The organism is Bacilliculturomica massiliensis (genome assembly GCF_900605495.1).
GTDB lineage: Bacteria > Bacillota > Clostridia > Peptostreptococcales > Anaerovoracaceae > Bacilliculturomica > Bacilliculturomica massiliensis.
The window spans coordinates 73,972-99,926 of record NZ_LR027602.1 but is presented as its reverse complement, the minus strand read 5'-3'; the positions used below and the strand labels follow the sequence as shown (position 1 = coordinate 99,926).

At 54.4% G+C, this 25,955-nt stretch carries 20 protein-coding genes; 4 read left to right on the top strand and 16 right to left on the bottom strand.

Translation table 11 applies throughout. From position 1 onward, the window contains the following. Positions 1-159: 159 nt before the first annotated feature. From E0E37_RS07110 to E0E37_RS07100, 3 genes are all read right to left on the bottom strand, one after another. The gene (locus E0E37_RS07110) at positions 160-1,053 is read right to left on the bottom strand and encodes a YitT family protein (RefSeq protein WP_130862352.1); all 894 of its coding nucleotides are present in this window, start codon (positions 1,051-1,053) and stop codon (positions 160-162) included. A 280-nt stretch (positions 1,054-1,333) separates the two neighbouring features. Further along, a complete protein-coding gene (locus E0E37_RS07105; protein ID WP_281275517.1) occupies positions 1,334-3,238 on the bottom strand; it encodes a phosphoenolpyruvate carboxykinase (GTP) in 1,905 nt (634 codons plus the stop codon). Then, positions 3,184-4,416, bottom strand: a complete 1,233-nt coding sequence (locus E0E37_RS07100; protein WP_246019680.1) for an aminotransferase class I/II-fold pyridoxal phosphate-dependent enzyme — start codon at positions 4,414-4,416, stop codon at positions 3,184-3,186. The genes E0E37_RS07105 and E0E37_RS07100 overlap by 55 nt, the downstream gene beginning before the upstream one ends. Before the next feature lie 220 nt (positions 4,417-4,636). Between E0E37_RS07100 and E0E37_RS07095 the strand changes: the two genes are divergently transcribed. Next, positions 4,637-5,080 carry an Lrp/AsnC family transcriptional regulator gene (locus tag E0E37_RS07095; RefSeq protein WP_130862349.1) on the top strand — a complete coding sequence of 148 codons (444 nt, stop codon included), beginning with the start codon at positions 4,637-4,639 and terminating at the stop codon, positions 5,078-5,080. 175 nt (positions 5,081-5,255) lie between these two features. Here E0E37_RS07095 and E0E37_RS07090 read toward each other — a convergent pair whose 3' ends face one another. The 12 genes from E0E37_RS07090 to E0E37_RS07035 all read right to left on the bottom strand — a co-directional run bounded on the left by E0E37_RS07090 (position 5,256) and on the right by E0E37_RS07035 (position 21,407). Beyond that, on the bottom strand, positions 5,256-6,053 hold the full coding sequence (locus E0E37_RS07090; RefSeq protein WP_130862348.1) for a serine hydrolase: 798 nt from the start codon (positions 6,051-6,053) through the stop codon (positions 5,256-5,258). 61 nt (positions 6,054-6,114) lie between these two features. Then, positions 6,115-6,912: a M55 family metallopeptidase gene (locus E0E37_RS07085; protein WP_165445254.1), complete on the bottom strand. Its 798-nt coding sequence runs from the start codon at positions 6,910-6,912 to the stop codon at positions 6,115-6,117. Positions 6,913-7,644: 732 nt separating this feature from the next. Further along, a complete protein-coding gene (locus tag E0E37_RS07080; protein ID WP_130862346.1) occupies positions 7,645-8,631 on the bottom strand; it encodes an ABC transporter ATP-binding protein in 987 nt (328 codons plus the stop codon). Further along, a complete protein-coding gene (locus E0E37_RS07075; protein WP_130862345.1) occupies positions 8,624-9,691 on the bottom strand; it encodes an ABC transporter ATP-binding protein in 1,068 nt (355 codons plus the stop codon). Before E0E37_RS07075 ends, E0E37_RS07080 begins: the two co-directional genes overlap by 8 nt. An 8-nt stretch (positions 9,692-9,699) precedes the next feature. Next, positions 9,700-10,593, bottom strand: a complete 894-nt coding sequence (locus E0E37_RS07070; RefSeq protein ID WP_130862344.1) for an ABC transporter permease — start codon at positions 10,591-10,593, stop codon at positions 9,700-9,702. A gap of 10 nt (positions 10,594-10,603) precedes the next feature. Beyond that, positions 10,604-11,524 carry an ABC transporter permease gene (locus tag E0E37_RS07065; protein WP_130862343.1) on the bottom strand — a complete coding sequence of 307 codons (921 nt, stop codon included), beginning with the start codon at positions 11,522-11,524 and terminating at the stop codon, positions 10,604-10,606. Positions 11,525-11,633: 109 nt separating this feature from the next. Then, positions 11,634-13,253: an ABC transporter substrate-binding protein gene (locus tag E0E37_RS07060; RefSeq protein WP_130862342.1), complete on the bottom strand. Its 1,620-nt coding sequence runs from the start codon at positions 13,251-13,253 to the stop codon at positions 11,634-11,636. Positions 13,254-13,364: 111 nt separating this feature from the next. Further along, positions 13,365-14,933, bottom strand: coding sequence for an N-acyl-D-amino-acid deacylase family protein (locus E0E37_RS07055; RefSeq protein ID WP_130862341.1), 1,569 nt, complete (start codon positions 14,931-14,933; stop codon positions 13,365-13,367). Next, on the bottom strand, positions 14,921-15,973 hold the full coding sequence (locus E0E37_RS07050; RefSeq protein WP_130862340.1) for a DmpA family aminopeptidase: 1,053 nt from the start codon (positions 15,971-15,973) through the stop codon (positions 14,921-14,923). Before E0E37_RS07050 ends, E0E37_RS07055 begins: the two co-directional genes overlap by 13 nt. Before the next feature lie 12 nt (positions 15,974-15,985). After that, a complete protein-coding gene (locus E0E37_RS07045) occupies positions 15,986-17,527 on the bottom strand; it encodes a serine hydrolase domain-containing protein (protein ID WP_130862339.1) in 1,542 nt (513 codons plus the stop codon). A 178-nt stretch (positions 17,528-17,705) separates the two neighbouring features. Continuing rightward, the gene (locus E0E37_RS07040) at positions 17,706-20,075 is read right to left on the bottom strand and encodes a sigma-54 interaction domain-containing protein (RefSeq protein WP_130862338.1); all 2,370 of its coding nucleotides are present in this window, start codon (positions 20,073-20,075) and stop codon (positions 17,706-17,708) included. A 378-nt stretch (positions 20,076-20,453) separates the two neighbouring features. Continuing rightward, a complete protein-coding gene (locus E0E37_RS07035; protein WP_130862337.1) occupies positions 20,454-21,407 on the bottom strand; it encodes an Rpn family recombination-promoting nuclease/putative transposase in 954 nt (317 codons plus the stop codon). Positions 21,408-21,849: 442 nt separating this feature from the next. On the opposite strand from E0E37_RS07035, the gene E0E37_RS07030 reads away from it, so the two are divergent. Both E0E37_RS07030 and E0E37_RS07025 read left to right on the top strand, forming a co-directional pair. Then, the gene (locus E0E37_RS07030) at positions 21,850-23,118 is read left to right on the top strand and encodes an ArsB/NhaD family transporter (protein WP_130862336.1); all 1,269 of its coding nucleotides are present in this window, start codon (positions 21,850-21,852) and stop codon (positions 23,116-23,118) included. 66 nt (positions 23,119-23,184) lie between these two features. Further along, a complete protein-coding gene (locus tag E0E37_RS07025; protein ID WP_130862335.1) occupies positions 23,185-23,640 on the top strand; it encodes a hypothetical protein in 456 nt (151 codons plus the stop codon). 116 nt (positions 23,641-23,756) lie between these two features. Here the strand turns inward: E0E37_RS07025 and E0E37_RS07020 are convergent, their stop codons facing one another. Then, positions 23,757-24,884: an alanine dehydrogenase gene (locus tag E0E37_RS07020; protein WP_130862334.1), complete on the bottom strand. Its 1,128-nt coding sequence runs from the start codon at positions 24,882-24,884 to the stop codon at positions 23,757-23,759. 128 nt (positions 24,885-25,012) lie between these two features. Here E0E37_RS07020 and E0E37_RS07015 point away from each other — a divergent pair, with 128 nt between their 5' ends. Further along, positions 25,013-25,942, top strand: coding sequence for a LysR family transcriptional regulator (locus E0E37_RS07015; RefSeq protein WP_130862333.1), 930 nt, complete (start codon positions 25,013-25,015; stop codon positions 25,940-25,942). Positions 25,943-25,955: the final 13 nt, after the last annotated feature.

The window sequence follows — 25,955 nt, the reverse complement described above, 5'->3', positions numbered from 1 at the left end:
AGGTGAGAAACGATCGTTTCACTGTTTCTCACCTATATCTGTATAGAATTCCTGAGAATATCGGCCGTTTCCCTGTGGAAATAGGTGATACCCGCTTATTTTTTGCGTTTTCGCCTATTAAGGTCTTCCTGCAGGCCTGTGGCCGTTGAGTTCAGCGTCTCAGTCGTTGGGCTCCTTATAAAACCTGCCCGCGACCTGGTCCGTCTTGATCACATTGATAAACGCCCGGGGATCGACCTGATGGGCTTTCTTCGTCACAGACTTTACCTGGTCGCTGGAGATCACGGAATAGATCATGGACTGAGGCTCCCCCTTATACAGTCCCTTTCCCCGAAACAGCGTGGCTCCGTGATGCGTTTCTTTCTTGATCACCTCGTAGATCTTCTCCGCCTCGTGAGAGACGATGAAAAGCGATACCCGCTTGTAACGCTGGTTCATCGTACGCACCACCTGGGTGGAAGCAAATTGAAAGATAATGGAATACAGCGCTTTGTCCCAGCCAAACAGCAGACCCGCCACGATGAGCATGGCCGCATTGCCGATGAGAATGTAGTTCCAGGCGTCAAAGTTCAGCTTTTCCGAGAGGGCCACGGCGATAAAATCTGTGCCGCCGCTGGTGGCCCGGCCCATGAGGCACAGACTGATGGCGAAACCGTTGATGATGCCTCCAAAAATACAGATCAAGAGAACATCGTATGTGATCGCTTTCGCCGGGATCAGGTCTGTCAGAAAGCCGGTCAGCGCGATCATCACACAGGAGTACAGCGTAAAACGCTTGCCGATGGTCCGGTAACTGATCACCGCCGGAACCGCATTCAACAGAAAGTTGATCAGCGTGAAAGGCAGGGCAATGTTGAAAAACTCCTGGGCGCTGCGCTGGATCAGCAGCGTCAGCCCGTTGAACCCGCCGGGAAACAGTCCTCCGGCCTGAACAAAACTCTTGATGTTGACAGCCATGATAGCCGACGCTGTGACGATGAACGCCAGCCGCTTGACTTCCTCTTTCCAGCGAAACTCTTTTTCGTTCGCCTCTGCGGTCTTCTTTTCCTTCATAAAAGCTTCACCTCTATTTTATCATACCACAATGATATCTGTTTATCCTAGTGTTCTTTGCTGCCGAAAGGATAGTCCGTCTGTCTGAAAATAAAAAAGTCGCCTTTAGAAACGTGATTCGCCCTGCGGAATGATACATACGGAAATATCAACGGACGATATTTCCTATGTCATCAAAAAGAAAAAGCCGCTCGATGCACCGCCGGACGATCCGGCAGTCGAGACGGCTTTTTCTCATTGTGGATATCAAACTCCGGCAAACCCTCCGATTGATTCTATTTTATACTGCGATCGAGGAGGACGCATTTCTTGGATTTGCCGTTGGGATCAGCAGATTTTTTTTCAGGGTGGTCAGTTCTTCCGCCAGCTCTTTGGGGAGGTCCGGGAATTGGGAGAAGAAGGTCTCAATGCCTGCCGCCTCATCTTTCCAGATATCCAGATTGATGGACAACAGTTTTTTCATAGTCTCCGGTGCTATATCAAGACCGGTCAGATCGATGTCCCGCGGATCGGGCTGGAAGCCGATGGGGCTCTTTACCGCCGACACCTTGTGTTCACAGCGGTCCAGCATCCACAGAAGCACCCGCAGGTTTTCTCCGAATCCCGGCCAGATGAAGGCTCCCTCCTCATCGGTACGGAACCAGTTCACGTGGAAGAACTTCGGCGGATCGGTCACCTGGCGTCCCATTTCCAGCCAGTGCCGGAAATAGTCCGCCATGTTATAACCGCAGAACGGCAGCATGGCCATGGGATCGTGTCTCACGACGCCCACCGCTCCGTTGGCGGCGGCAGTGGTCTCCGAGGACATGGACGCCCCCATGAACACTCCATGATTCCAGTTTCTGGCTTCATAGACCAGAGGTTCTGTCTTTGCCCGGCGGCCTCCGAAAACGATAGCAGAGATGGGCACGCCGGTAAGAGAATTAAACTCGCTGCTGACGCAGGGGCAGTTCTCCGCAGGAGCGGTGAACCTGGAATTGGGATGCGCCCCCTTTTCTTCCGACTCTCTTCCGTTCCAGGGACGGCCAAGCCAGTCCTCTCCGTTCACCAGAGGTTCTTTGTCCAGCCGCTCCCACCATACGGTATTGTTATCCAGATTTCTGGCAACGTTGGTAAATATCGTGCCGCGTTTTGTGGTAGCCAGGGCGTTGGGATTGGATCTGTCGTTGGTCCCGGGCGCCACGCCGAAGAAACCGTTCTCCGGGTTGACCGCCCAGAGACGGCCGTCCTCACCCACCCGCAGCCAGGCGATATCGTCGCCCACGGTCCAGACTTTATAACCCTGTTTTCTGTACAGTTCCGGCGGGATCAGCATGGCCAGATTCGTCTTTCCACAGGCGCTGGGGAAGGCTGCGCAGATATATTTCACTTCGCCCTGAGGATTCTCGATCCCAAGAATGAGCATGTGCTCCGCCATCCAGCCCTCGTTTCTTCCCATGAATGACGCAATGCGCAGGGCCAGACACTTCTTTCCCAGCAGCACGTTGCCGCCGTAGGCCGAATTAATGGACCAGATCGCGTTGTCCTCCGGGAAGTGAACGATATACTTTTCATTTTCATTCAGATCCGCCTTGGAGTGCAGGCAGCGGGTAAAGTCGGCGCCTTCCTCCAGCAGACGGACAGCGCCTGCTCCCACGCGGGTCATGATGCACATATTCAGCACCACATAGACCGAATCCGTCAGCTCGATACCGATCTTGGCAAAGGGCGATCCGGGCACTCCCATGGAAAAGGGAATGACGTACATCGTCCGGCCTTTCATGCAGCCCTGATAAAGCTTTTTCATCTTCGCATACATTTCCTGCGGATCCGTCCAGTTGTTGGTGGGACCCGCCTCTTCCCTGGTCTTTGTACAGATCAGCGTGCGTTTTTCATCCCGGGCTACGTCCTTGGGCGACGTCCTGTAATAATAACAGTCGGGCAGCAGTTCCTGATTCAGGCGGATCATCTCTCCGGTGCGCACGGCCAGCTCCCGCAGCTCTTCGATCTGTTCTTTGCTGCCGTCTATATAGACAATGCGGTCCGGACGGGTCATCTCAGCCATTTCTCCGATCCACGTCTCCACCGCCTGATTATTGATCGTCATTTTGTTTTCCTCCTTAAAATGAACTCGCTCATTTTCCTCTGCATTTAGGCGTTTACGGCCTCGATGGCCAGCTTCAGCTTTTCCGGTATCCGGGCACATTCCGTCTCCGTGATGGACGCCACCGATACGCGGACGCCCTCTCCCAGGGGAATGGTAAAAATGTCGTACTTCTGCAGTTCCTTGCCGACCGCCTCCGCATTTTCGCAGGGAACGGTCACGAAAAATCCGGAATCATAAGGACAGCAGTTCAGGCCCGCCGCCGCAGCCGCGTCCATGAAGGCCTTTCCCCTGCGTCTCAGCGCGTCCAGGAAAAACTGCCGTTCCTCCGTCACCTTGGCCAGAAGGTTCTCATCCGCAAAGATATTGGACAGCACCGTCATGGCGGCCCGGTTTCCGTTGGACCAGCTGGCCCTGCTGGCCACTGTGCAGGCGTCCTTAAATTCCTTTGCGATCTCCGCCGTAGGCGCCATGCACAGCAGCGCGCCGCAGCGCATGCCGTAAAGGGTGAATCCCTTTGACGCGCTGAATGCAACCAACGGCAGTATATTTTCCGGCAGTCCCGTGAGCTTCTTGAAAAATGCTCTGTACGCCCTGGCGTCGCCGGAAAAGTCCAGATACGCAATGTCCACCAGCAGGCGGATCTTTTTATCCGGGAATTTGCAGATCGTCTCGATCACCCGGTCCCAATCATCGGCTGTGAATGTGTAGCCGGTTGGATTGTGTGCCGGGGTGTTTATAATGATCAGTGCGCCCTCCTGCCGGTTGAGCAGATCGGTCAGGGACGCGCCGAATGCTTTGTAGTTGAACTTCCCTTCCCCGTCAAACAGGCTGTAAGTCTCCAACCTGCGGCCCTGCTCTTCCGCGATGACGCGGTAAGGGCTCCAGTGCCAGTCCCCTGTCAGCACTGCCTCCCCGGGCTTCGTATAGCAGGAGACCGCGTTTCTGAGGGCTCCCGTGCCGCCCGGCGTAAAACAGGTCTCCACAAAGGCGTCCGGCTGTTCATCCAGAAACACGGCTTTTTTCACTGTTTCGCCGTAAGAAGGTATCCCTGCAATAGGCGCATATTCGGCAAAATCTTCAGGCGCCAGCTGCCGCAGTCCCTCGATCACGGAGGACAGTACAGCCAGCTTCCCCTCGTCCGTCAGCAGGACTCCGATGGTCGCGTCGATGACGTTTTCTTTTCCGGCCTCGGCGATCCTCTGTTTCGCCAGGCTGCTCACGCCGAACAATTTGTCGGGCTTCCCGATGGTCCGCCCGTTGGCCTCCGCCATGATCATTTCATTCACCTCTTTATCTCTGATCTTACAGAATAGATCCGGGACCTCCCGGCATATCCCCAGATCTGGCGCCCAGATCCGGCAGCGCGGATAAAAAAGAATCGTCCCTTTCAGCCCCGCGCTTGCATAAGCCCTGGATTCATCTTATAATAACATTGGTACGCCCGTCTCGGACGATACGCTTGCATGGTGTGCGGCCCACGCCGGAAAGGTTTTAAATATGTACCATACAGACGATATTGACAAGAAAATACTGGCTCTGCTTTCCCGCAATTCCCGGATCTCCCTGAACCAGCTTTCCCAGCAGGTGTTTCTCACCTCCCCCGCCGTAGCGGCGCGGATCGAAAAGCTGGAGAAAAGCGGCGTCATCACCGGGTACCGCGCCGACATCGACGCGGAAAAGCTGGGTTATCCCATCACTGCATTTATTGAGCTGACCATGGATCCCGATCAGAAAAACGCTTTCGTGGATTTTATCCGTGACAGCAGAAACGTGCTGGAATGCTACCACGTAGCCGGGGCTTATTCTATGCTCCTGAAGGTCTGCTTCCCCACGCCCTCTCTTCTGGACCAGTTTGTCGGTTCGCTGCAGTCCTTTGGAAAAACCCAGACCCAGATCGTATTTTCCACCGTAGTGAGTCCACGCTCCGTCCATATTGACTAAATGGATCGATCCTCTCTCTTTTCGCCTTGATTATAGGCGTCAAATCGAGGGATTTCAACGGTTTGAACGAATACCTCAAAACAAAAAGAAAACAGGGCTTTCACTTAATTATTGTAAGTTTAAGTCCTGTTTTCTTATTTTTCTTAAGCGCCTTCGGCAGTGGATCATCCGTGGATCAGCCAAGGCGGCACGGCTGATCCATCGCCGCGCAGTAAAGCCTCCACGAGGTCTTTCGTATGAAGTCTTCAAAGACAGGAACATCTGTCTCATTGGAGGTGAAACACACCACAAAAGGCCGGTTCGCGCAGACGATCCCTACGTCGTGGGTGGTACCGTCCTCCTCTCCGGTCTTGTGCGCTACGGGAACGTTTTCTCCCATGATACCTGGGATCTTATGGTTGATCTGCTGCTGGAGGAGGATCTCCTCCAAATACGCAGAAACTTCCGGACTGATCAGCGTCCTGCGATGGATCCCTTCCAGCAGGCCGCCCAGCTCCTCCGGCACGATCCAGTTCTGGATCCCCTGTTCTTCCTTCTCAAGATCGTAGAGACAGCGGTTCATCTGCGTGCCCGAAAGCCCCAGCTCCCGAAACACCGGCTTCATCCTTTCGATCCCAAAATAGCGGGCCAGCGCGTTGGTCGCCGTATTGTCGCTGATGGTAATCATCAGCTTACACAGAGACAAGACGTCCAGCTCCGGTTCACCCGTCAGATGCTGTACCGCGCCGCAGCCGGGGATCTTTTCGTCCTCCGCGATGCGCACCTTAGCAAAGAGATCCGCCTCTCCACGGTGCGCCAGCAGTAAAATACCCGCGAAAAGCGGCAGTTTATAAACGCTGGCCGCCCGAAACTGCGCCTTTTCTTGAAACCCAGCCGTCTCCCCCGTGGCCAGATCCTTATAATAAAATCCGGTCTTTCCACTCATGTGAGAAAGCGCTTCTATCGCTTCCCCACAGATCTCTGCTGTCGTCATAAAAGTCCTCCACAAAAATCGGTCCTCATCTGGTTCCAGCACCGGCGAAGAATACGTCTGATCAAATCAGAAACATTCTGGCTACCAACAAGGCCTTCAGATCGGCGGTACGGTAACCGGCCGTGCAGGCGTCCACCGCTCTGGCGCCCGGAAACTGCGAGGCTTTTCTGGCTTCCGCATGGTTTTTGTATCGCACCGTCAGGTCGAATTCTTCAGGCAGTTTGGGACAGGTCCCTCCCTTTTCCACAGCCTCCCTGACTCCGTTCTCGATCAGCCGGACAGCTTCCGCCGGGTGAAGATTGACAGTGGCCTCCCCGCTTCCCCGCTTGACGCCTGCGGTCTTGATGCCGTACAGCGCTTCCGCTTTGCGGCAGATGGCCTCGTCGCCGCTGACGAATACGATAGGCACGCCGTACCTGGTGCAGATCAGGCTGTTCAGCTCCAGCTCCGAGCACACTTCTCCGTTCAGCCGAACTTCGACGATGCGGTCCTTGTTGATGGTATGGGCCAGTGGGTTGGCGTCGGTTCCCGCCTCCGAATGATATCCGATGCAGACCGCGCAGTCAAAGCCCTGGTCCACTTCCTCCATCATCGAATCCGGCGTACAGCCCCAGCCCCGGATCAGCCTGACGCCCTCCGGAAGCAGCGACGGATCAATATTGCGGGCGGAATCGTGGGCGTCCCGCACCCAGACCTTTTCCGCTCCGGCTGCCAGAGCTCCCCGGCAGGCCGCCGCGGCCTCCGCATTCATCTGCTTTACCGCCCTCTCATGGTCGGGAGAGTTCAGGAACGTTTCGTCCCAATCCGTCACGCCGGTTATTCCCTCGATATCCACACTGATATACACTCTTTTCCCCATTTTTTCCACCATTCCTCCTTTTCTTTTTCACTGACCGTTAATATTGATATAATACATTTGAGTAATAATCGCAATAATTGATAGTATTCTCCATATGACCACCCATGGCTCCCCCGTATGGTTCTTATTTCTGCTAAATAAAAGAACCGTGCTTTGAGGGCTTATTAAAACGAGACAGAACATAAACAGAAGTGAGAACCTGACCGCCACATCATAAAATTGTGTTTTACCCGTTATGTTGAGATAAAGAAAAACAAAGCTGAATATCCAGGATAAAAAATATAAATATTTTACATATTTTCTCTTCTTCATTATCGATCCCCCGTTTTAGCAGAAAACACGATTCTGTACAGTATCAACCAGTCTTCCGCCGCGATATTTTTTCTTCTTCCTCTCCGGTCATCAATAAAATAAACAAAAGTCACACACCTTCATCTAATACTAATTATTATAACACATACTGCGGGGTATTCTGATTGGGAGATCGCTCAATAATGAGGGACAAGCAGATGAGTTATACACAAGGCCAGAAACACACACTTGAAAAAACAAGAGAATACGTCTATCGTTGAAAAATTCCAGATCGTAAAGGATATCCGCGGAGATGTTACAGAAATAAAGGATCAGATCAAAAATCAGCCGGGATGTTAGAATACCGCCAGCCAGTTTACTGGCTGACGGCAAAATCTTATGATACATTGCTCTGCCGACGGATCGCACACCGAACTCATCTCACTTTTTCAGCTTTCCGTCAGCCCCATACAGATGGCAGTAGACGAAGTGATTTTCGTCCACGTCGATCCGTTCCGGCGCCTTTTGCTTGCAGATCTCCATACAGTGCCGGCAGCGGGGATGGAATTTGCAGCCGGACGGCGCGTTGATAGGCGAAGGGATGTTTCCCTCCAGAATGATCCGCTCCCGCTTTACCTCGGGATCCGGCACGGGTATGGCGGAAAGCAGCGCCTGGGTGTAGGGATGCAGAGGTTTTTCGTAAAGACTGTATTTATCTGCCACCTCCACAAAATTGCCCAGGTACATGACGCCCACCTTATCGCTGATATGCTCCACCACGCTCAGATCGTGTGCGATAAACAGATAGGTGAGATTCAGCTCTTTTCTCAGATCGCTGAGGAGATTCAGTACCTGAGACTGGATGGAAACGTCCAGGGCGGATACCGGCTCATCGGCGATGATCAGTTTCGGTTCCACGGCCAGAGCTCTGGCGATGCCCACCCGCTGACGCTGTCCGCCGCTGAATTCGTGGGGATAGCGTTTGGCGTGGTAGTCGTCCAGCCCCACCTGTCTCAGCAGCTGCAGTACTCTGGCGTCGATCTCCTGCGTCGTCCGGCAGAGTTTGTGGATGATGAGAGGTTCCGCGATGATATCGTGGATGGACATCCGCGGATTCAGGGACGCGTAGGGGTCCTGAAAGACCATCTGTATCTTTTTGCGCACTTCGCGCATGGCGTTTCTCTTGTACCCGCTGATGTTGCGGCCTTCAAATATAATATCGCCGGAGGTAGGCTCGATCAGCTTGCATATGGTCAGACCCATGGTGGACTTTCCGCAGCCGGACTCGCCCACGATGCCGAATACCTCGCCTTCCTTCACCTGGAAGCTCACGCCGTCCAGCGCCTTGACAAAAGTCTTTCTCTGTTCTTTTGTGCGCACCGGATAATATTGCTTCAAATCTCTGATCTCCAGTAAACAATCACTCATTGACGCCACCTCCCGCACTGGTTCTCCCGCCGCCGTCGCCGCAGTCGCCGTGGGCACCATCGCCGCTGGACCGGACGTCAGCCGCTTCCTTCTCGCACAGCCAGCAGCGGCATTTGTGTCCGCCGCCCAGATCAAACAGCGGCGGTTCCATCTGGCTGCATTTTTCAATGGCTTCCTTGCAGCGGGGCGCGAACTTGCAGCCCTTAGGCATGAATTTGGGGTTAGGCACGTTGCCCGGGATCGATTCCAGCGCTTCCACGTGTTCGCCCAGTTTGGGGATCGAAGCCAGCAGCCCTCTGGTGTAGGGATGAGCGGGGTTTTTGAAGATCGTCTTCACTTCGCCCATCTCCACGGATCTGCTGCAGTACATGACCAGCACATGATCGCAGACTTCCGCCACCACGCCCAGACTGTGGGTGATGAAGATGATGGAGGTGCCCACCTTATCCTTGAGCCTCTGCATCAGATCCAGGATCTGAGCCTGTATGGTGACGTCCAGCGCCGTGGTGGGTTCGTCGGCAATGAGTATCTTCGGATTGCAGGCCAGCGCCATGGCGATCATCACCCGCTGCCGCTGTCCTCCGGACAGCTGGAAGGGGTATTCGTCAAACATGCTCTCTACCCGGGGCAGACCGGTATCCTTGAGAAGCTGTATGGCCCGCTCCTTCGCTTCCTCCCTGGAGGCGCCCTGATGCAGGCGGATGACTTCCATGATCTGCTCCCCTGTCTTGATGACGGGATTGAGACTGGTCATGGGCTCCTGAAAGATCATGGCGATCTCATTGCCCCGGATCCGCCGGCGCTCCTCTTCGCTGAGAGGTACGATGTCTCTGCCGTCGAACAGGATCTCTCCTTCCACCACCTTACCGGTGGTTCCCTTCAGAAGACCCATGATGGCCAGAGAAGTGACGCTCTTGCCGCTGCCCGACTCTCCCACGATCCCCAGGGTAGAGCCTTCCTCCAGCACAAAATCCAGACCGTCCACCGCTTTCACCACGCCGCTGTCCATGAAGAAATACGTGCACAGATTTTTTACTTCCAATATATTTTTTGTTTCCATAATCAGCCTCACGCTCTGTCATTCAGTTTGGGGTCCAGGGCCATGCGCAGTCCGTCTCCCAGCAGGTTGAAACACAAAACGGTTATCACGATAGCCATCCCTGGGAAAAAGGCATAATGCCAGCAGGTGTAGAAATACGTCCTGGAATTAGACAGCATCAGTCCCCACTCCGGCGTGGGCGCCATGGCCCCCATGCCCAGGAAACTCAGGCTGGCCGTGGTCATGATCGAACCGCTGATGGACAGCGAATACTGTACGATGATGCTGGGGATCGCACCCGGCAGAATATGCTTGAACAGGATGCGCATATCCGAAGCCCCGATGCACTTGGCGGCTCGGACGTACACGCTGTTTTTCAGCTGCATTGTCGTGCCCCGCACCAGCCGCGCGTAAGTTGGAATGCAGAAGATGATGACGGCGATCACTACGTTTGTCAGCCCCGGTCCCAGGATCGCCACAATGGCGATGGCAAGGATCAGGCCGGGGAAAGCGTAAAGCACATCCGCCACACGCATCATAATACCGTCCAGGATCCCGCCGTAATATCCGGCGAACAGCCCGATGACGGAACCGATGATGCTGGCCACCGTCACGGTGAAGAATCCGATGGAGAGGGAGATCCTTGTGCCGCAGAGAACTCTGCTGAATATATCTCTCCCAAATTCATCCGTGCCGAACCAGTGTTTCATACTGGGGCCCTGCAAAAGCTCCGCATAATTGTATTCGTTGATGCCAAAGGGAGCCACTTTATAGCAGACGACGGCGATCACTACCAGCACCAGCAGCACGAAAGCCGCGGCCACAGCCGTTTTCTGCTTTTTAAAATTCCGGAGGAAATCGCTGAACCGGGTGTTCATATCCATCTCTTCCGTGACGATTATCTCTTTTTTCTTTTTGAACATGGTACCCCTCCTAATCCAGTCTGATTTCCGGGTTGACCACCGCGTAAAGCACGTCAACCAGGAGGTTTATCACTACAAAGTGCAGGGAAAAAATGAGTACCAGCGTCTGAAGCATTGTATAGTCACGGTAATTGATGGACTCGATCAGCAGAAGTCCCAGACCGGAATAGCCGAACACAGATTCAACCAGCACGGCGCCGCCCAGCATGACGCCGAACTGCATGCCTACGATTGTGATAACGGGTATCATCGAATTCTTTAACACGTGTTTGTAAATGACCGTTCGCTCGCGCAGGCCCTTAGCCCGCGCCGTCCTGGTATAGTCCTCCTTCAGCGCCTCGATGATGGAGGATCTGGTAAACCGCGCCACCGTGGACATCATGTACGCGCCCAGGGTAAAGGCGGGCAGTATCAATCCCCTCAGCGTGCCCGTGGGGACGATGGGGAACCATTTCAGCTTTACGCAGAATACTAAAATAAGCATAAGTCCGATCCAGAATTCCGGAACCGCCTGTCCCAGCACGGACACGGTTATCCCGGTGTAATCCTGCCATTTGGAGGCGTGGGTGCCCGACCAGATCCCGATGATCAGTCCGGCCACTACGCTCCACAGAATAGCCAGGCAGGCCAGCTTCATGGTGTTTCCGTAGCGAAGCCCGATCTCATACAGCACCGGCATTTTTGTTCTCAGGGAAGTGCCAAAGTCGCCCACGAGAACTCCCTTCATCCATATGACGTACTGCGTTACCAGCGGCTTATCCAACCCGTACTGCTGCGTGATCGCCTGGATCGCCTCCGGCGTAGCTTTCTCCCCCAGCATCAGTCTGGCCGGATCGCCCGGTATCATGCGGATGAACAGAAAGATAAAGATCGAGACCAGAAACAGCGTGATCAGGATGCCTCCCGTACGTTTTAATATGTATCGAAGCATATTGTTACCTCATTTATGGGAAAAGGCGGAGACGGGCGGACCCGCCCCCGCTTTCCCTGTCAAAATATGTCCGGCCCGAAAGCCCTCTTAAAATGTCTGATCCAAATCGCTACTCGACATATTTTGCCTTCATCAGATTGAAGCATCCCGCCGGACCGAACTGCAGTCCGTCGATATGGGAATCGTACGCCGCGCTGTAGCAGGTGGACAGCAGCGCCACTGCGGGAACGTCGTCCCAGATGATCTTCTGAGCGGTGGCGTAGGCTTCTGCCCGTACGTCCGAATCGATGGAACGGGCTCCGGCTTCAATTGCCTTGTCAAATTCCGGATTCTTGTAGAAGGAATAGTTGCCTCCCATCGGCGGCAGCGCCTTGGAAGCAAATCTTCCCACCGCCTCGTCCGGGTCCGCCGTGTCCGCGCCGTATCCTCTGATGTAGCAGTCGAACGCAGTATCCTTGGGATCTCCGCTGTAGGCGTTCACGTTATCGGTGAGGAATCCGCCCTCCTGCGGGTAGATCTTCAGCGTGATGCCGACCTTCTCCAGCTGCTGCTGAATGAATTCGCCCCGCTGAATATCCGTGGTGTCGTTCTCTTCCCAGCAGACCAGCGTCAGTCCGTCGCCGTAGCCGGCGTCCGTCAGCAGCTGCTTTGCCTTCTCGATATTGTACTCGTAAGGCGTCTGGGGCTGATAGAAATTGATGGATCCTGTCAGGAAGGAACTGGCTTTCTCATACTCTCCGCCGTATACTACGTCGTTCAGCGCGTCAATGTCGATGGCCATGGAGATCGCCTGCCGGACGCGGACGTCCTTGAACACATCCTTCTGACAGTTCAGATAGAAGTACGCCATGGAGGTCCCGACCTTCTGCAGGGTCTCCTTGCCGGCGGCTTCCACCGTGGCCTTGTTGGTGTGGGTCAGGGAGTTGATGATGTTGGCCTCTCCGGACATCAGCATGGCCACTCGGGTGGCTTCCTCGCTGACGGGACGGAGCGTGATGGTGTTGAATCCGCAGTCCGCGTCCACCAACGGCGTGCCGCCGCAGATGTCGGCGTCGTAGCCCCACCAGTCTCTGTTCAATTCATAGAGACAGTATTCCCCTACTCTTCTCTCCTTCATCGTGTACTGGCCGGTGCCTATGGGCGTAGTGTTCAGCGCCTCGTCGCCCGCTTCCAGCAGCTTGGGGCTGACCATTCCGGCCGGCTCGATGGCCAGCGCATTGAGGAAAGGAGCGTAAACTTCCTTCAGATATACCTTGACTGTGTACTCGTCTACTATCTCGGTCCGGTCGATGTTCGCATACATGAACTGACTCTTGTAACCGTGGGACTGATCCGCCATGATATCCAGATTGGCCTTGGCCGCCTCAGCGTTCCACGGGGTCCCGTCGGAGAAGGAGATCCCTTCTCTGAGGTGGAATGTGTACTCCGTACCTTCGTCGTTGGTGTCGCAGCCGGTGGCCAGCATCCAGACGTATTCCTGATTCGGATCCAGCCTGAGCAGCGGATCATAGATCCAGAACATGGGCTGAGCGTCGGAAACCGTACCCATATCCAGCGGATACAGACTGCTCATCTCAGCATAGTCCAGGATGGTGATATCCGAGTTCGCGGCCACGCCGCCGGTGTCGCCCGCGCCGCCCTGATCCGGGGTGCCTGAATCGCCGCCGCAGCCTGCCAGTGATCCCAGGATCAGTGCACAGACTGTGAGAAGTGCTAAAAATTTCTTCATGTTGTACCTCCTCCTTTTAATCGTTTATGAAAAATGGCCCTGATGGATACCATTTTAAACCTGTGGTAAAACGGTGATATACCGCGCCGGTGGATCGTCCTTTCCCAGGCCTCAGCTGCGGCCCCGGCGCAGGATCGCTCCCGCCCTCGCCCCTGTGTGAACGCCGTTTTCGGCCGTCAGCACGCCGTTTACATAGACCTGAACGATACCCTGGCAGGCGCGCTTTGGATCACTGTAGGAGGGCGTATCACGGATGGTGTCAAAGTCGAACAGCACCAGATCCGCCGCCATTCCTTCCCGGATCAGCCCTCGTCCCTGCAGTCCCAGGCGGGCGGCCGGAAGCCCCGTCATCTTGTATATGGCGGTCTCCAGGGGAAACAGCTTTCTCTCCCGGCAGTAATGGGCGATCACCCTGGGGAAAGCGCCGTACCATCTGGGATGGGGCAGCCCCGGATAATCCAGAGACGCCGCGTTGCCGTCGGAACCGATCATGGTAAAGCGCTGGGACATAATGAACTCGATGTCCTCCTCGCACATACCGTAATTTACTTCATTCACACGTCCCTTTTCTTCTATGATCAGATCGAAACAGGCGTCGGCGGGATCCACCCCGCGGATTTCCGCTATTTCTGTGATAGATTTCCCCACAGTCCAGGCATTCTTTTCGCTCTCCGCATAGGAGACGATAATGTCGCCCCATCTGCCCACGTGACTGGCGTTGCTCTCCTCCTTCAGCTTCTCACGAGTCGCCGGATCCCGCAGACGTTTCAGAAGCGCTTCCATTCCTCCTGCAAATCCCCAGGCCGGCACGTTGCTGTCCAGAGTAGTGGATGAGGCGTTGTACGGATACTGGTCCGCCGTAACGTCCAGCCCTTCCTGTCTGGCCTTCTCGATCATCGCGATGGTCGCCCTGCAGCTCACATTCCAGTGAGATCTTCGCGTCACCTTATGATGAGCGATCTGCAGCGGAACTCCCGCCGCCCAGCAGACCTCCATGGCCTCCCGCACCGACTCCACGTTGCGGGTGGCTTCATCTCTCATATGCGTCTCATAAAAAGCTCCGTAAGGCCGCAGTTCACGGGCCAGTTCCGCCAGCTCCTCTTTATCAGCATAGCACCCCGGCGGGTAGATCAGTCCGCTGGACATACAGAACGCTCCGTCCTCCATGGCCTGCCGCAGATGCGCCTTCATCAGACTCATTTCCCTGGGATCTGCCTTTCGGTCTTCATAGCCCATGACCGCCAGACGGATCGTTCCATGGCCTGCGGCTGTTCCGAAATTCGTGCTTACCCCCATCTGCTCCAACATCTCCAGATATTGGCCGATGGACGTCCAGCCGTACTCCAGATCCCCCGCGTAGTCCTTCAGCTGCTCCTTTCGCTCCGGATCTACAGGCGCCACGGATATGCCGCAGTCGCCGCCGATCTCCGTGGTGATCCCCTGCAGGATCCTGCTCTCTGCCTGGGGATAGAGGGGCAGCGTGCTGTCGCTGTGAGAATGGATATCGATAAATCCGGGACTCAGGTACCGATCCGACCCGTCTACCACGCGCTCCGCCTCACAGTCTGCCAGCATCCCTATTTTGCAGATCTTCCCGTCCCGCACCGCCACGCCGCCCCGAAACCAGGGGGCGCCTGTGCCGTCGATAATGCGGACGTTTTTAATGATCAGATCGTACATCCGTCCATCAATCCTTTCTCCATATATTCACTTAACGAGCGGATCACGGTGTCCCTCACGCCCCTGGTGGTCTTTGCGTGATACAGAGAGCTGACGATGGCCTCCTCCACCGCCTCCACCGCGGCCTCAAACACGGGATCGATGTTTTCATCGTAGAACATTTTAACGTCCAGTATGTTCCGGCTGCTGTAGTGCGGAATGCGGTTGGCCGTGGTAAAAGCGATGGCGATGTCCCCGCTGCCGTTTCCCAGGTAGGAGCCGGTCCTGCCCAGAGCGATGGTTGCCCGTTTGGCCACCCGTTTCAGCTGTCTCTCATTCAGCGGGATATCCGTCGCGATGACGATGATGATCGAACCCTGATCCTTGCATGCTTTTAACTTTGTAAGAGATCCGCCCACATGCTTTCCGCCCAGCACCAGATTCCGTCCTGAGCCGAAATTGGACATGACCAGCGAGCCGATCACATAATTTTTTCCGTCCACCTCGACCAGTCGGGAGGCGGAACCGATCCCGCCCTTTACGCCCAGACAGCACATCCCCGTTCCGGAGCCCACGGCCCCTTCCTCGAAGTCCCTGCCGGCGCTGTCGATGGCCCTTCGGACCATTTCCTCCGTCACGTGCAGACCCCGGATATCGTTGAGTCTTCCGTCATTGCATTCCGTCACGAGACAGTTAACCGTTCCTGTTGCCACTCCGATATCCTCGTTCTGTTCCAGCATATACCGTACCAGCGCGGTGGTCGCCGTGCCCACAGACAGCGTATTGGTCATGACGATGGGAGTCTCTATGGTTCCCATCTCCTCCACCTGTACCAGGCCGACGCTCTTTCCAAAACCGTTGATAACGGATACCGCCCCCATCACTTTATCCTGAAACAGATTTCCACCGTGAGGGAGGACAGCGGTCACCCCTGTGTTGATCTCTCCGTCCTGCAGCGTCACATTTCCCACCTTCACGCCGTCCACGTCCGTTATCAGGTTGTTCGGACCCTTGGGCCACTTTGTATACAGTTCAATCCCACAATTACCCGGCAAGCCCATCTGTTTTCCTCCTCACTTACGCTCTCCGCATTTTATAAACTCTATCTCTTCCACCATCGGCTCCAGACGGAACCGCAGGCCTCTCACGGCCTTATCCCGGCCCTCCCGCTCTGCCCGGTCTGCCCGGAAAAACGTCAGAGGGATCTTCATCGTATAGATATCTTCCTTTACGCCGTCCACACGGAACCGATCCTCCCCCAGCCATACGGCGGGCAGATCCTTCATGTCACGAAAATCGATGAACAGTCGGCTTTTACCTCCGCCGTCCTTATCGCCGCCGTCCTCACGGCCTTTCCGGCTGCAGCGAACGGTCAGCCGGCCGTAGCCCGGATTTTCATAGACGCCGCCGTAGTCCTCCCAGCCGGTCCTTTGCGCCGCCTCCGCTTCCCAGACGATCTTTTCTATCTCTCCCGTCAGGTCCAGCTCACAGTCGCGGTACAGATCCGGCGCCGGAGGCTCCGCCGTGTGGAACCTCTGAGCCCAGCCCACATCCGGAAGTCCCAGAGCCTGATCCAGAATAGTGTAAACTAATGTATAAAAAATCGGGACGGCAGGCGAATGCAGATTCATCAGGACCGCCACTCCGATTTTTTCATCGGGCAGATACGCCTGAATGGAACTGTAGCCGTCGATCTTTCCCGTGTGTTTCTGAAATCTTCTCTCCCGATACCGGCCGGAAGCCCAGCCCAGACCGTAGCGGTCACAGGGGAAAAAGCCTTCTCCCATCCCCGAAGAATCAGGATAGTCGATCTGACCGCGATGCAGTTCGGCGAACAATTCTTCCGATATCAGCTGCCTGCCCTCCGGCGTCCTGCCGCCTTCCAGCTGGAACTGCAGCCACCGGCCCATATCCTCCGCCGTGGAACTGACCGAAGCCGCAGGTCCCGCCAGATCCACGTTCCACACAGGAAGTCTGCGAAGAGCACCGTCTATCATCTGATAGGGGCCGGCGTGATTTGGATCCGTCCGGAGTTCCTCAGCCGTGCAGCGCGTTCTATCCATATGTAATGGTTCAAATATCAGTTCCCGCATCAGCGTCTCCCAGCTGCTTCCCGCGGCCCGTTCCGCCACGTAACCCGCCATGGCGTAAACGAGATTGCTGTACTGAAAACGGCTTCGAAAGGGCGCACTGGGCCGCAGATACCGGAGTCTTTCCGCCAGCTCCCGCCTGGAGATGGAATCGGGCCACACGCCGTCGTGGCCTCCCAGTCCCGTGCGGTGACAGAGCATATCCCGCAGCGTGGCGCTGCGCGTCGCTTCCTCGTCATAAAATTTCAATTCCTCTGCATAGCGTCGGACCGGAACGTCCAGGTCGAGCACTCCCTGGCCGCAGAGCACCGCGATCATAGCCGCCGTCATCGACTTTGAGCAGGACGCAACGCCGAACAGTGTGTCTGTCTCCGCCTTCAGCGCCGCTTCCTGATCCCGCCAGCCAAAAGCAGCCGTCTCCGGTTCTTTCCCATCCCTGACCACAGCCAGCGCCAATCCGGGAACGCTCCAATAAGCCATCTCTCTTCGAATCAGATCGACATTCTGTTCAATCAATTTCCTCATCTCCGATATCCTCCGCCACTTGCTGTACTTGATATTAGTAAAACGCAAATTTCATGCCATACATTTTTCATTAATAATTACTTTTTTTGTATATGAAACAGGCCGCATTTTTCCACATGCAGCCTTTTTATTCCAAATATATTCCTATTAATATTTATTAAAACCTATTAAATCCTTTTCACAACGTCGTCTGACACCGTCTCCTTAAATATTCCACACCTTCCGGTAAAATGCGCGATCCGCTTCGTCCTCGGCTGATCTCGATCAGCCGTTCTTCCTCCAATTCCTTCAGCACATCCCTCAGCTTGCCATCCCCCACGGCGATCTGCTCTTTTTTCAGCAGCACGGCCAGCGACGACCTGCCGATGCCGTGGTATGCCTGTGAATGATCCGCAACGATCTGCAGGATCCGGTCGCGCAGAAACGCCCGGTCGCAGACCCGATCGGCTCCGCCGGCCGCAGCCGTATCGATCCCGCCGTTCCCGCCGTTTCCGGGTCGGCTGTCAGTCCCGTTATGCCGCCGTCCGGCCTCCGCCGCGCCCCCGGCCAGCTCTCCCCGCGCCCAAGATCCTGCGGATCCCGGCTCTTCCTGCGTTTCGAAGCCAGCCGATCCCTCAGCCGGCACGCCCTCCGCCTCACGTCCTGTAAACGGAACTTCCGCGCCGGCGCGGGCCCTCTCAACGCCCGCGGCATGAAACGCCCCTTCCCGCCATTCTCCGGCATCTTCGCTCCCATATTCATCCGCGCCGCGATCCCGCGCCACGAAATCTCCCGCTGAAGTGGAGACCCTGGCGGCTGTCCGCTCCGCACCGCCGTTTCCTCCTGGATTATCTCTCAGATGCTCCGGAAAACGGGCCAGCGTTTTATAATAGATGGCCGTGCTTTCCAGCTCACGGACGTTTCCCGGCCAGCCGTATGACAGAAGGATCTCTTTCTCCTCCGACGTCACCTCCCCATACAGATTGCCCAGGAAATTCTGCAGAAGCGGCAGGATGTCTTCCCTCCGGTTTCGCAGCGGTTCTATGAAAACAGGGATCACATTGAGCCTGTAGAAGAGATCGCTGCGGAAATTTCCTCTGCGCACCTCCTCCTCAAGGTCCTTGTTGGTGGCGGCGATGACCCGGATATCTACATTGATGATTTTGTCGCTGCCGATACGCATGACCTGCTTTTCCTGTATGGTCCGCAGAAGGCGGGACTGCAGATTGGGAGAAATATCCCCCACCTCGTCCAAAAAGATCGTGCCCGTCTGCGCCTGCTCAAACAGCCCCAGCTTACCGCTTTTTCTGGCGCCGGTGAAAGATCCCCCCTCGTACCCGAAGAGCTCGCTTTCCAGAAGGGCTTCCGGCAGAGCGGCGCAGTTTACAGCGATAAAAGGCGCATTTTTTCGCTTTGAATAATTGTGGATAGACTGGGCCAGAAGTTCCTTTCCGGTTCCGCTCTCTCCCCTGATCAGAATGGTATAATCCGTCACCGCCGCTTTCTTGGCCGTGGCCAGACACTGCTTCATGGCAAAGGACTGATGAATAATGTCCTTGAACTGATATTTCGCAAACATGCCCTTCTTTCGCAGGTGGCTGCCCAGATTGATCTCCAGATCACGCAGATCCTTCTCATTTTGAAAGGTGAGACAATAGCCCACGATCTGATCCATAAGCATGATCGGAGATTTTTCAAAGAGATAGTTCTCTCCGTTTATACCCAGCAGCCGTTCCCCTTCCTCGCCGCCAAATACCGCAGCCATGGACGCGGTATCCATAAACGTCTCCAGATCCCTGTAGGCCCCGTCGGTGATGCTGAAGATGGTGTTTGCCCGGTCGTTGGAATACACCAGCTGATATTCGTCATTGGTGACCAGGATCGCAGAGGGAGAATCGTGGATCACCCGGTTCAGCATCTGGCTCTTGAGGTAGCTGTCCAGATAATTGGAGTGAAAATCCGTATTGGGCTCCACCACGGAGTGGATGTGGCGGATCAGATTCCGGTTGACCACCTCCAAATTCAGATCCAGTTTGCGCATCAGCTTCAGCAATGTGTCGAAGCTGATCTCCCGGTAGCCAATGTTTACAATTCGTCTCACATAAGGCGGGACCAGCTCTTCCTCGTCCGGCGTCACCGCAACCTCAATATGCCTGTAGACCCCGGTGTCTTCCAGAGCTTCATCGTAGGGTATAAAATTTACATGACTGATCCCCAGCTCATAAAACGCGTAGGTGGTCTGAATGGTGCTCTCATAGGAGTCGTTGACCACCAGCACATCCGTGTCCCTGGGCAGATCCAGGATCTCCGTGATATATTTGCGGTTAATGCTGCGATTCATCAAAATTACTTTGTAGAAGTTATTGATATGCTTTTTCAGCGGATACAGCATATCCTCGTTTACGACCACAAAAGCATCCGCTTCCAGCATTTCGTCCGCCGGGATCTCATTCAGAAAATAGTTCTCCACCTGAATGTAAGAGCCAAACACGCGGATCACGTTTTGTCTCAGATGTTCAATGGCCTCTGCGTTATCTCTGTTCCGGTAAATGATCGCCACCGTCTTCATGAATCCCGTCCCTCTTTCTTTCCCTGCGGCACAGCCGGCCCACGGCGGATCTGGATCCCCGTCCCGCCGTCTGCGTCCAGCCTCCAGTAATTTCTCAGTACAATTATATACGGACGAAAAAAATAATTCAAATTAATTAGTTTTAATTGGATTATTACAGGATCGGCTTTCAACCGGGCAGGAGGAAATCTCTCTTTTACTTCCGGCCTCTATCCTCGCTGTTCGGCTATACACTTCCCACTGCTTGGGCGTGTTCGGGACCTATACCCGTTTGAGCGCGCCCATGACGCACAAACATAAAAGGAAGCCCGAGGGCTTCCTTTCTCACACCGTACGATCCATGTCATTATGGATCGTCTCTTTCGCCGGCAGAACGCGTCATTTCAGTTCTTTTTGATCCTCTGTCAGCTGTCTTACCTGGTCCGCGGTGATTTCAAAAAGTCCCGCAATCTCTTCCTCCGTCATTCCTTTCGCCATCAGCTTTACAGCCAATTGGCGATAACTCTCCCTTCGACCTGCCTCTCGGCCTTCCTTTTGACCTTCCTTTCGGCCCTCTTCCAGACCTTTCTCCATGGCCTCCGCGCTCCTGCGTGCCAGCAGCGACTTCATCGTATTGATATCGTACTCGCGTTTCTTCTCCGCCTGATAACGTTCCCTCAAAATGTCTTCTTCGCTGACCTTTTTCAGTATGGTATCTGTCATCCGAATCGCACCTTCTCCCTGTGCAAGGAGCTCCTGAATGTACGCTTCTTTGCCATCCTCCGCCGCATATTTAATGTAAGCCCCCAGCCGTTCCGCTTCCGTCATCTCGGCTGCCGGCTTTCCCGTATCGATTTTTGAGAGCTCCAGAAAATGAAGACTGATGATATCTGTCAGTTCAAATCCTTCTTCTCTCTCAATATAGCGGAACTCCGTATGGCATTTCTCCGTCTCAGGAAACAGCTCCTCATCCAATATACTGATTACGATCGTTTTTTTTATTTTATCATAATCCTGCCCTTTTTCCAAGTCGTCGGAGATCATCCGGGACCCATAATATACTGTTCGGTCACGATAGATGTCTTTGACCACTACCTGGATTTCAATGTCGATCAGCTCTCCGCCGTCAGTCATGACCTTAATATCCATATTAGGTGTTTTTCCCCCTATATCCGCCGGATAGCTGATGGGATTTAAATAAATGATATCCACGATCGGATCTTCTACTCTCCCCAGGATCACGTTGAGCAGTGCGATGAGAGCGTCTCTGGATTCTTTTGTGTCCCTGCCGAATACTGCGTGAAAGACCAGATCGCTGGTTAAGGGCAGTAGGCGCTTGTGATGACCTGCCATAATATTTTCTTCCTTTCCAATTATGATCTTGCTTATTGAATTAGTATATATGCCTATGTTTTACATAATAATACATTTATCGCAACGCTGTGTCAACCTGTTTTTTACATATGTGTAAATATAAATTTTATCATCCCCCAAATAAGCGCTGCAGCCGGAGACTGACGCCAGGTCGCTGATCGCATCTTTACAGGTTTTCAGTTTTGTCTTATACTGGAACTGTGGCGTCTTCAATTTTCAATCTTTATCTTTATTTTTGAATGCGAAACGATGCCGCATTACTGAGAATTGTCCGAAAATATTCGCCCTGCCAGGACGGTTTTATCCGGGTAATTATTGCTCTTTTTCGACTATTTTTCACAGCCCTTTCTTCTCTTGCATTCGGCACAAAAAAGCGTAAAATGTCTCTATATTGAATACAAAGCAAGAGGAGTAAACAGCAATGATTCATCAGCTTATTTCTATCGCAGTTTTTCTGATCGTTATCGTAAGTATTATGACGGAGAAGGTCCACCGCTCTGTGGCGGCCGTAGCGGGAGCTGTCGTTCTGCTTCTGACACAGGTTCTCTCCGTGGAGACAAGCGTCTCCTACATCGACTTCAACACCATCGGCGTTCTGATCGGCATGATGCTCTTTGTGGCGGTGGTCCGTCAGTCCGGCGTCTTTGAATACATAGCCATACGCTCGGCGAAGCTGGCCAAGGGAGATCCCTGGCGCATCATGGTGTTGTTCGTCCTGATCACCGCGGTCCTGTCGGCCTTCCTGGACAACGTGACCACAGTCCTGCTGATCGGTCCCATGACCATCGCCATCACCCGTATGCTGGAAGTCGATCCGGTGCCCTTTCTGGTGACACAGATCCTCGCTTCCAACATCGGCGGTACGGCCACCCTAATCGGAGACCCCCCGAATATTATGATCGGAAGCGCCGCTGGTCTGAGCTTCGTTGACTTTATCACGAACACCGGTCTGGCTGTGGTGATCATTCTGGCGGTCACTCTGCTCTGTTTCCGCTTTCTGTACTACAGGTCTCTGGTGGTGACGGAGCGCGCGAAGCTGGCAGTTCTGGAACTGGACGAGAAGAAAACCATCCGGGACGCAGCTCTGATGAAAAAAAGCATCGCTATGATCGCCCTGGTAGCTCTGGGCTTTGTCCTCCACAGTACGCTCCACCTGGATTCTTCCGCCATCGCGCTGGCCGGAGCTTCCGTTATGCTCCTCATCGGCAGGCAGGACGCGGACCAGATCATAGCGGATGTGGAGTGGTCTACCATCGTGTTTTTTACCGGCCTCTTCGTCGTGGTCGGCGGCATGGTGGAGTCCGGCGTCATCAATAAGCTTGCCCAAATTCTCATGTCTGTCACGGACGGACACATGATCATCACTATGATGGTGCTCCTCTGGGCCTCCGCGCTGCTGTCCTCGGTGCTGGACAACATCCCCTTTGTTGCCACTCTGATCCCGCTGATCCTCACCATGCAGGCCGACGGCATCGACGTAACGCCTTTCTGGTGGGCCATCTCCCTGGGAGCCTGCCTGGGCGGAAACGGCACGTTGATCGGCGCTTCCGCCAACGTGGTCCTCTCCGGCATTGGAAATAAACACGGTTATCCGATCTCATTTTCCGGTTATCTGAAGGTCGGTTTTCCGCTGATGATCTTATCCGTTATTATTTCCACCATATTTCTGCTGATCAGATATGCTCTATAGTCTCTGTTCCGCAGATCATGCGCGCTTTTATCCGCGCATTTTCGCTGAGAGTGAGAGGAGGTTCTCATGAATATCAACAGTATCACAGGCGATCTGATCGAAGTCAGTCTCAGGCAGCTGGGCGCGTCAGAGATCAAAATGATCAAAAGCGATATGTTCATTGTCAATTTCGAGGTAGGCGACGGCATGATCGTTTCCTACGTGTTCAACATTACTTCCGGAGACAAATATTTTCTCCAGCGCATGCGGCCCTATGCCATCAGCCACGGTAAATTCGCAGATGAGCGGGAGATCGTATCGTTTATCACAAAAGACTTGAAAAAATTTCAGAACGCCGCCCAGAGCAGTAATTTCAGGCTCTTTGTAAAGGAGGCGGAGCAGATCAACCGTATGAACGAGTGCATCGAGCAGCTGTTCCTAAACCACAACGTGGACAGCGCGGATCTGGAAAAACTGGGCCGTGAGATCGACGGCGTCATCGACCTGATCGGTCGGATCAAAGAGGATTCGAAGACAATATAGTCTCCGCTGCACCTACGTCTTCCGTTTACCTATATCAGTCCCATTAAAAGATCCCCGTGCAGTCCACGGGGATCTTTTTTTCTTACGTCTCTTCACCGGCCTTAAGCCGGAAGGGTCTATTTCATTCCCAGAGCTTCTTCCGGGGTCTGATAGGGCCGGTTCTGTTTCAGACCGGTCTCCTCCAGCGTCAGAATGCCTTTGTAGCAGGTCAGCCCTCTCCTGAGATGTTCATTTTCCCTCAGCGCCCTGTCGATGCCCTTATCGGCGATCTCCTGAATGAGAGCGGCATACGCCTGAGGGAAGAGCCTTCCTGAAGTCCGGCCAAAGGCTGCGGGTATGTTGTCCACGGCGTAGTGCGTGATCCCTTCCTCCACAAAGAGCGGATCGGAATGAGAGGTGGACCTGACGCACGTCTCCAGCGCTCCGTCCACGTCGCAGGCCACATCTGTGATGAACAGTGTTTTTTTCGCATGCTCCCGCAGCATCTGACGGGTCACAAGATAGTCCTTGCGGTTCTTGGGCCAGGGAACGCAGTTCATCAGAAGGTCCGTGCGTTCCAGACAATCTTCTATATTGCTCTTGGTAGACAGCAGGAATTCCACGCTGGACGGCAGCAGTGCCTTCGCCGCGGTGAGCTTGTCAGGAGAAATATCAAGGACGGTGACCTGATTTCCCATACCGGCCGCCGCTTCCGCCGCGGCCACGCCGCTCCAGCCAGCTCCCAGTACCGTCACATGGGCCGTGGCACAGCCGGGCACCTTTGCCAGCATGATCCCAGGTCCTCCCTGTACGCTGGTCATATAATACGCCGCCATGATGAACGCCCCTTTTGCGGCGATGGGACTCTGCATTTTCAGCGTGGGGAATCCTCCGGATACGTCTGTGATATCCTCGTAGGCAATACCGATGACCTTGCTGTTCAGCAGAGCGTCCACCTCATCCGGATGGGAATTGGAGTGGAGACAGGTAGTCACGATGAGGTTTTCCCTGAGCAGCGGATAATGCCGTTCCTCCAGCTCTTTCACGCTGGCTACCAGCTCTGAACTGTCATAGACCTCTTTCATGGTGCCCAGGATACTGGCGCCCACAGCTACATAGTCCTCGTCCGGAAATCCGCACTGTTGGCCGGCGCCCGTCTCTACATAGACCGTGTGTCCCGATTCGACGAGTCCCTTGACGTCCGACGGGACAAGCCCCACTCTTGTTTCGTGATCCTTGATTTCCTTCGTTATGCCGATGATCATTTCAATTCCTCCTCTTGCAATTCGCAGCAGACCGCAGTTTATGACCTGATTCTATCAAACGCCTTGTAAAAAAGATAATTTGTAGATACAATAACAGTATAAGAAAAACAAATAGGGAGGATCCGAAGGTGACGATCATTCAGTGTAAGTACGCCCTGGCAGTAGAAAAATACAAAAGCTTCTCAAAAGCCGCTGAAAAGCTCTTTATCTCCCAGCCTGCTCTTTCTCTACAGATCAAAGCTCTGGAGCAGGAACTGCAGTACGTTTTGTTTATCCGCGCGCCTCACGGCGTGGCTCTCACGCCGGAAGGACGGCGATTCTGCCGCGAAGCCGCGGACGTGATGGACGCATGGGAAAAATTCCAGCGAAATGTCACCCGCCCGGATGAGACGCGCAGGCGTCAGCTGCGGATCGGCGTCGGGCCCCGGGCTCTGACCACCGGAATTTTTCACATGGTCTGCGCCTTTTTCAACGCCCAGCCGGCCGTAGAGGTCACTTTTATCACTACCGATCTGGATTACAACGCACTGGAGGCCCTCTCTCAGAAATCCATGGACTTCGCCGTGGACCGCCTGCCGCCGTCCCCCATCCGCCAGACGATGAACCTGTCGGACTATATGGTGGTGGAACTGCTCAAGGAACGTCAATGCGTACTGATGTCTCATGACGACCCGCAGAGCGATCTTCCCTTTGTCCGCTTCCGGGACCTGCAGGGCCGCGCCATTATCTCCGGACCCACAGGTTCTACCGATAATAAGGCTATGGAAGCCGTCTGCCGCAAGCACAATGTGGTCACTACCAGCGTTTACCGGGCCGACAATCTGGACGTGATGATGGATCTGATCCGAAACGGTCAGGGGATCACCATCGCGTCCGAATCCTTCGCCGACTATTATCAGGTCAGCGCCGTGCCGATCCTCCCGGAGAAATATATCTCTCTGAATCTGATGTGCCTGAAAACCACGGCCGCAGATCCCGACTTTACCGCCCTGCGGGATTATCTGATCGCCTGTCTCCGCACCGACAGCCGCGCGGCCACCGGGAATTCTCTTTTATAGCGCGGCGGCGTCT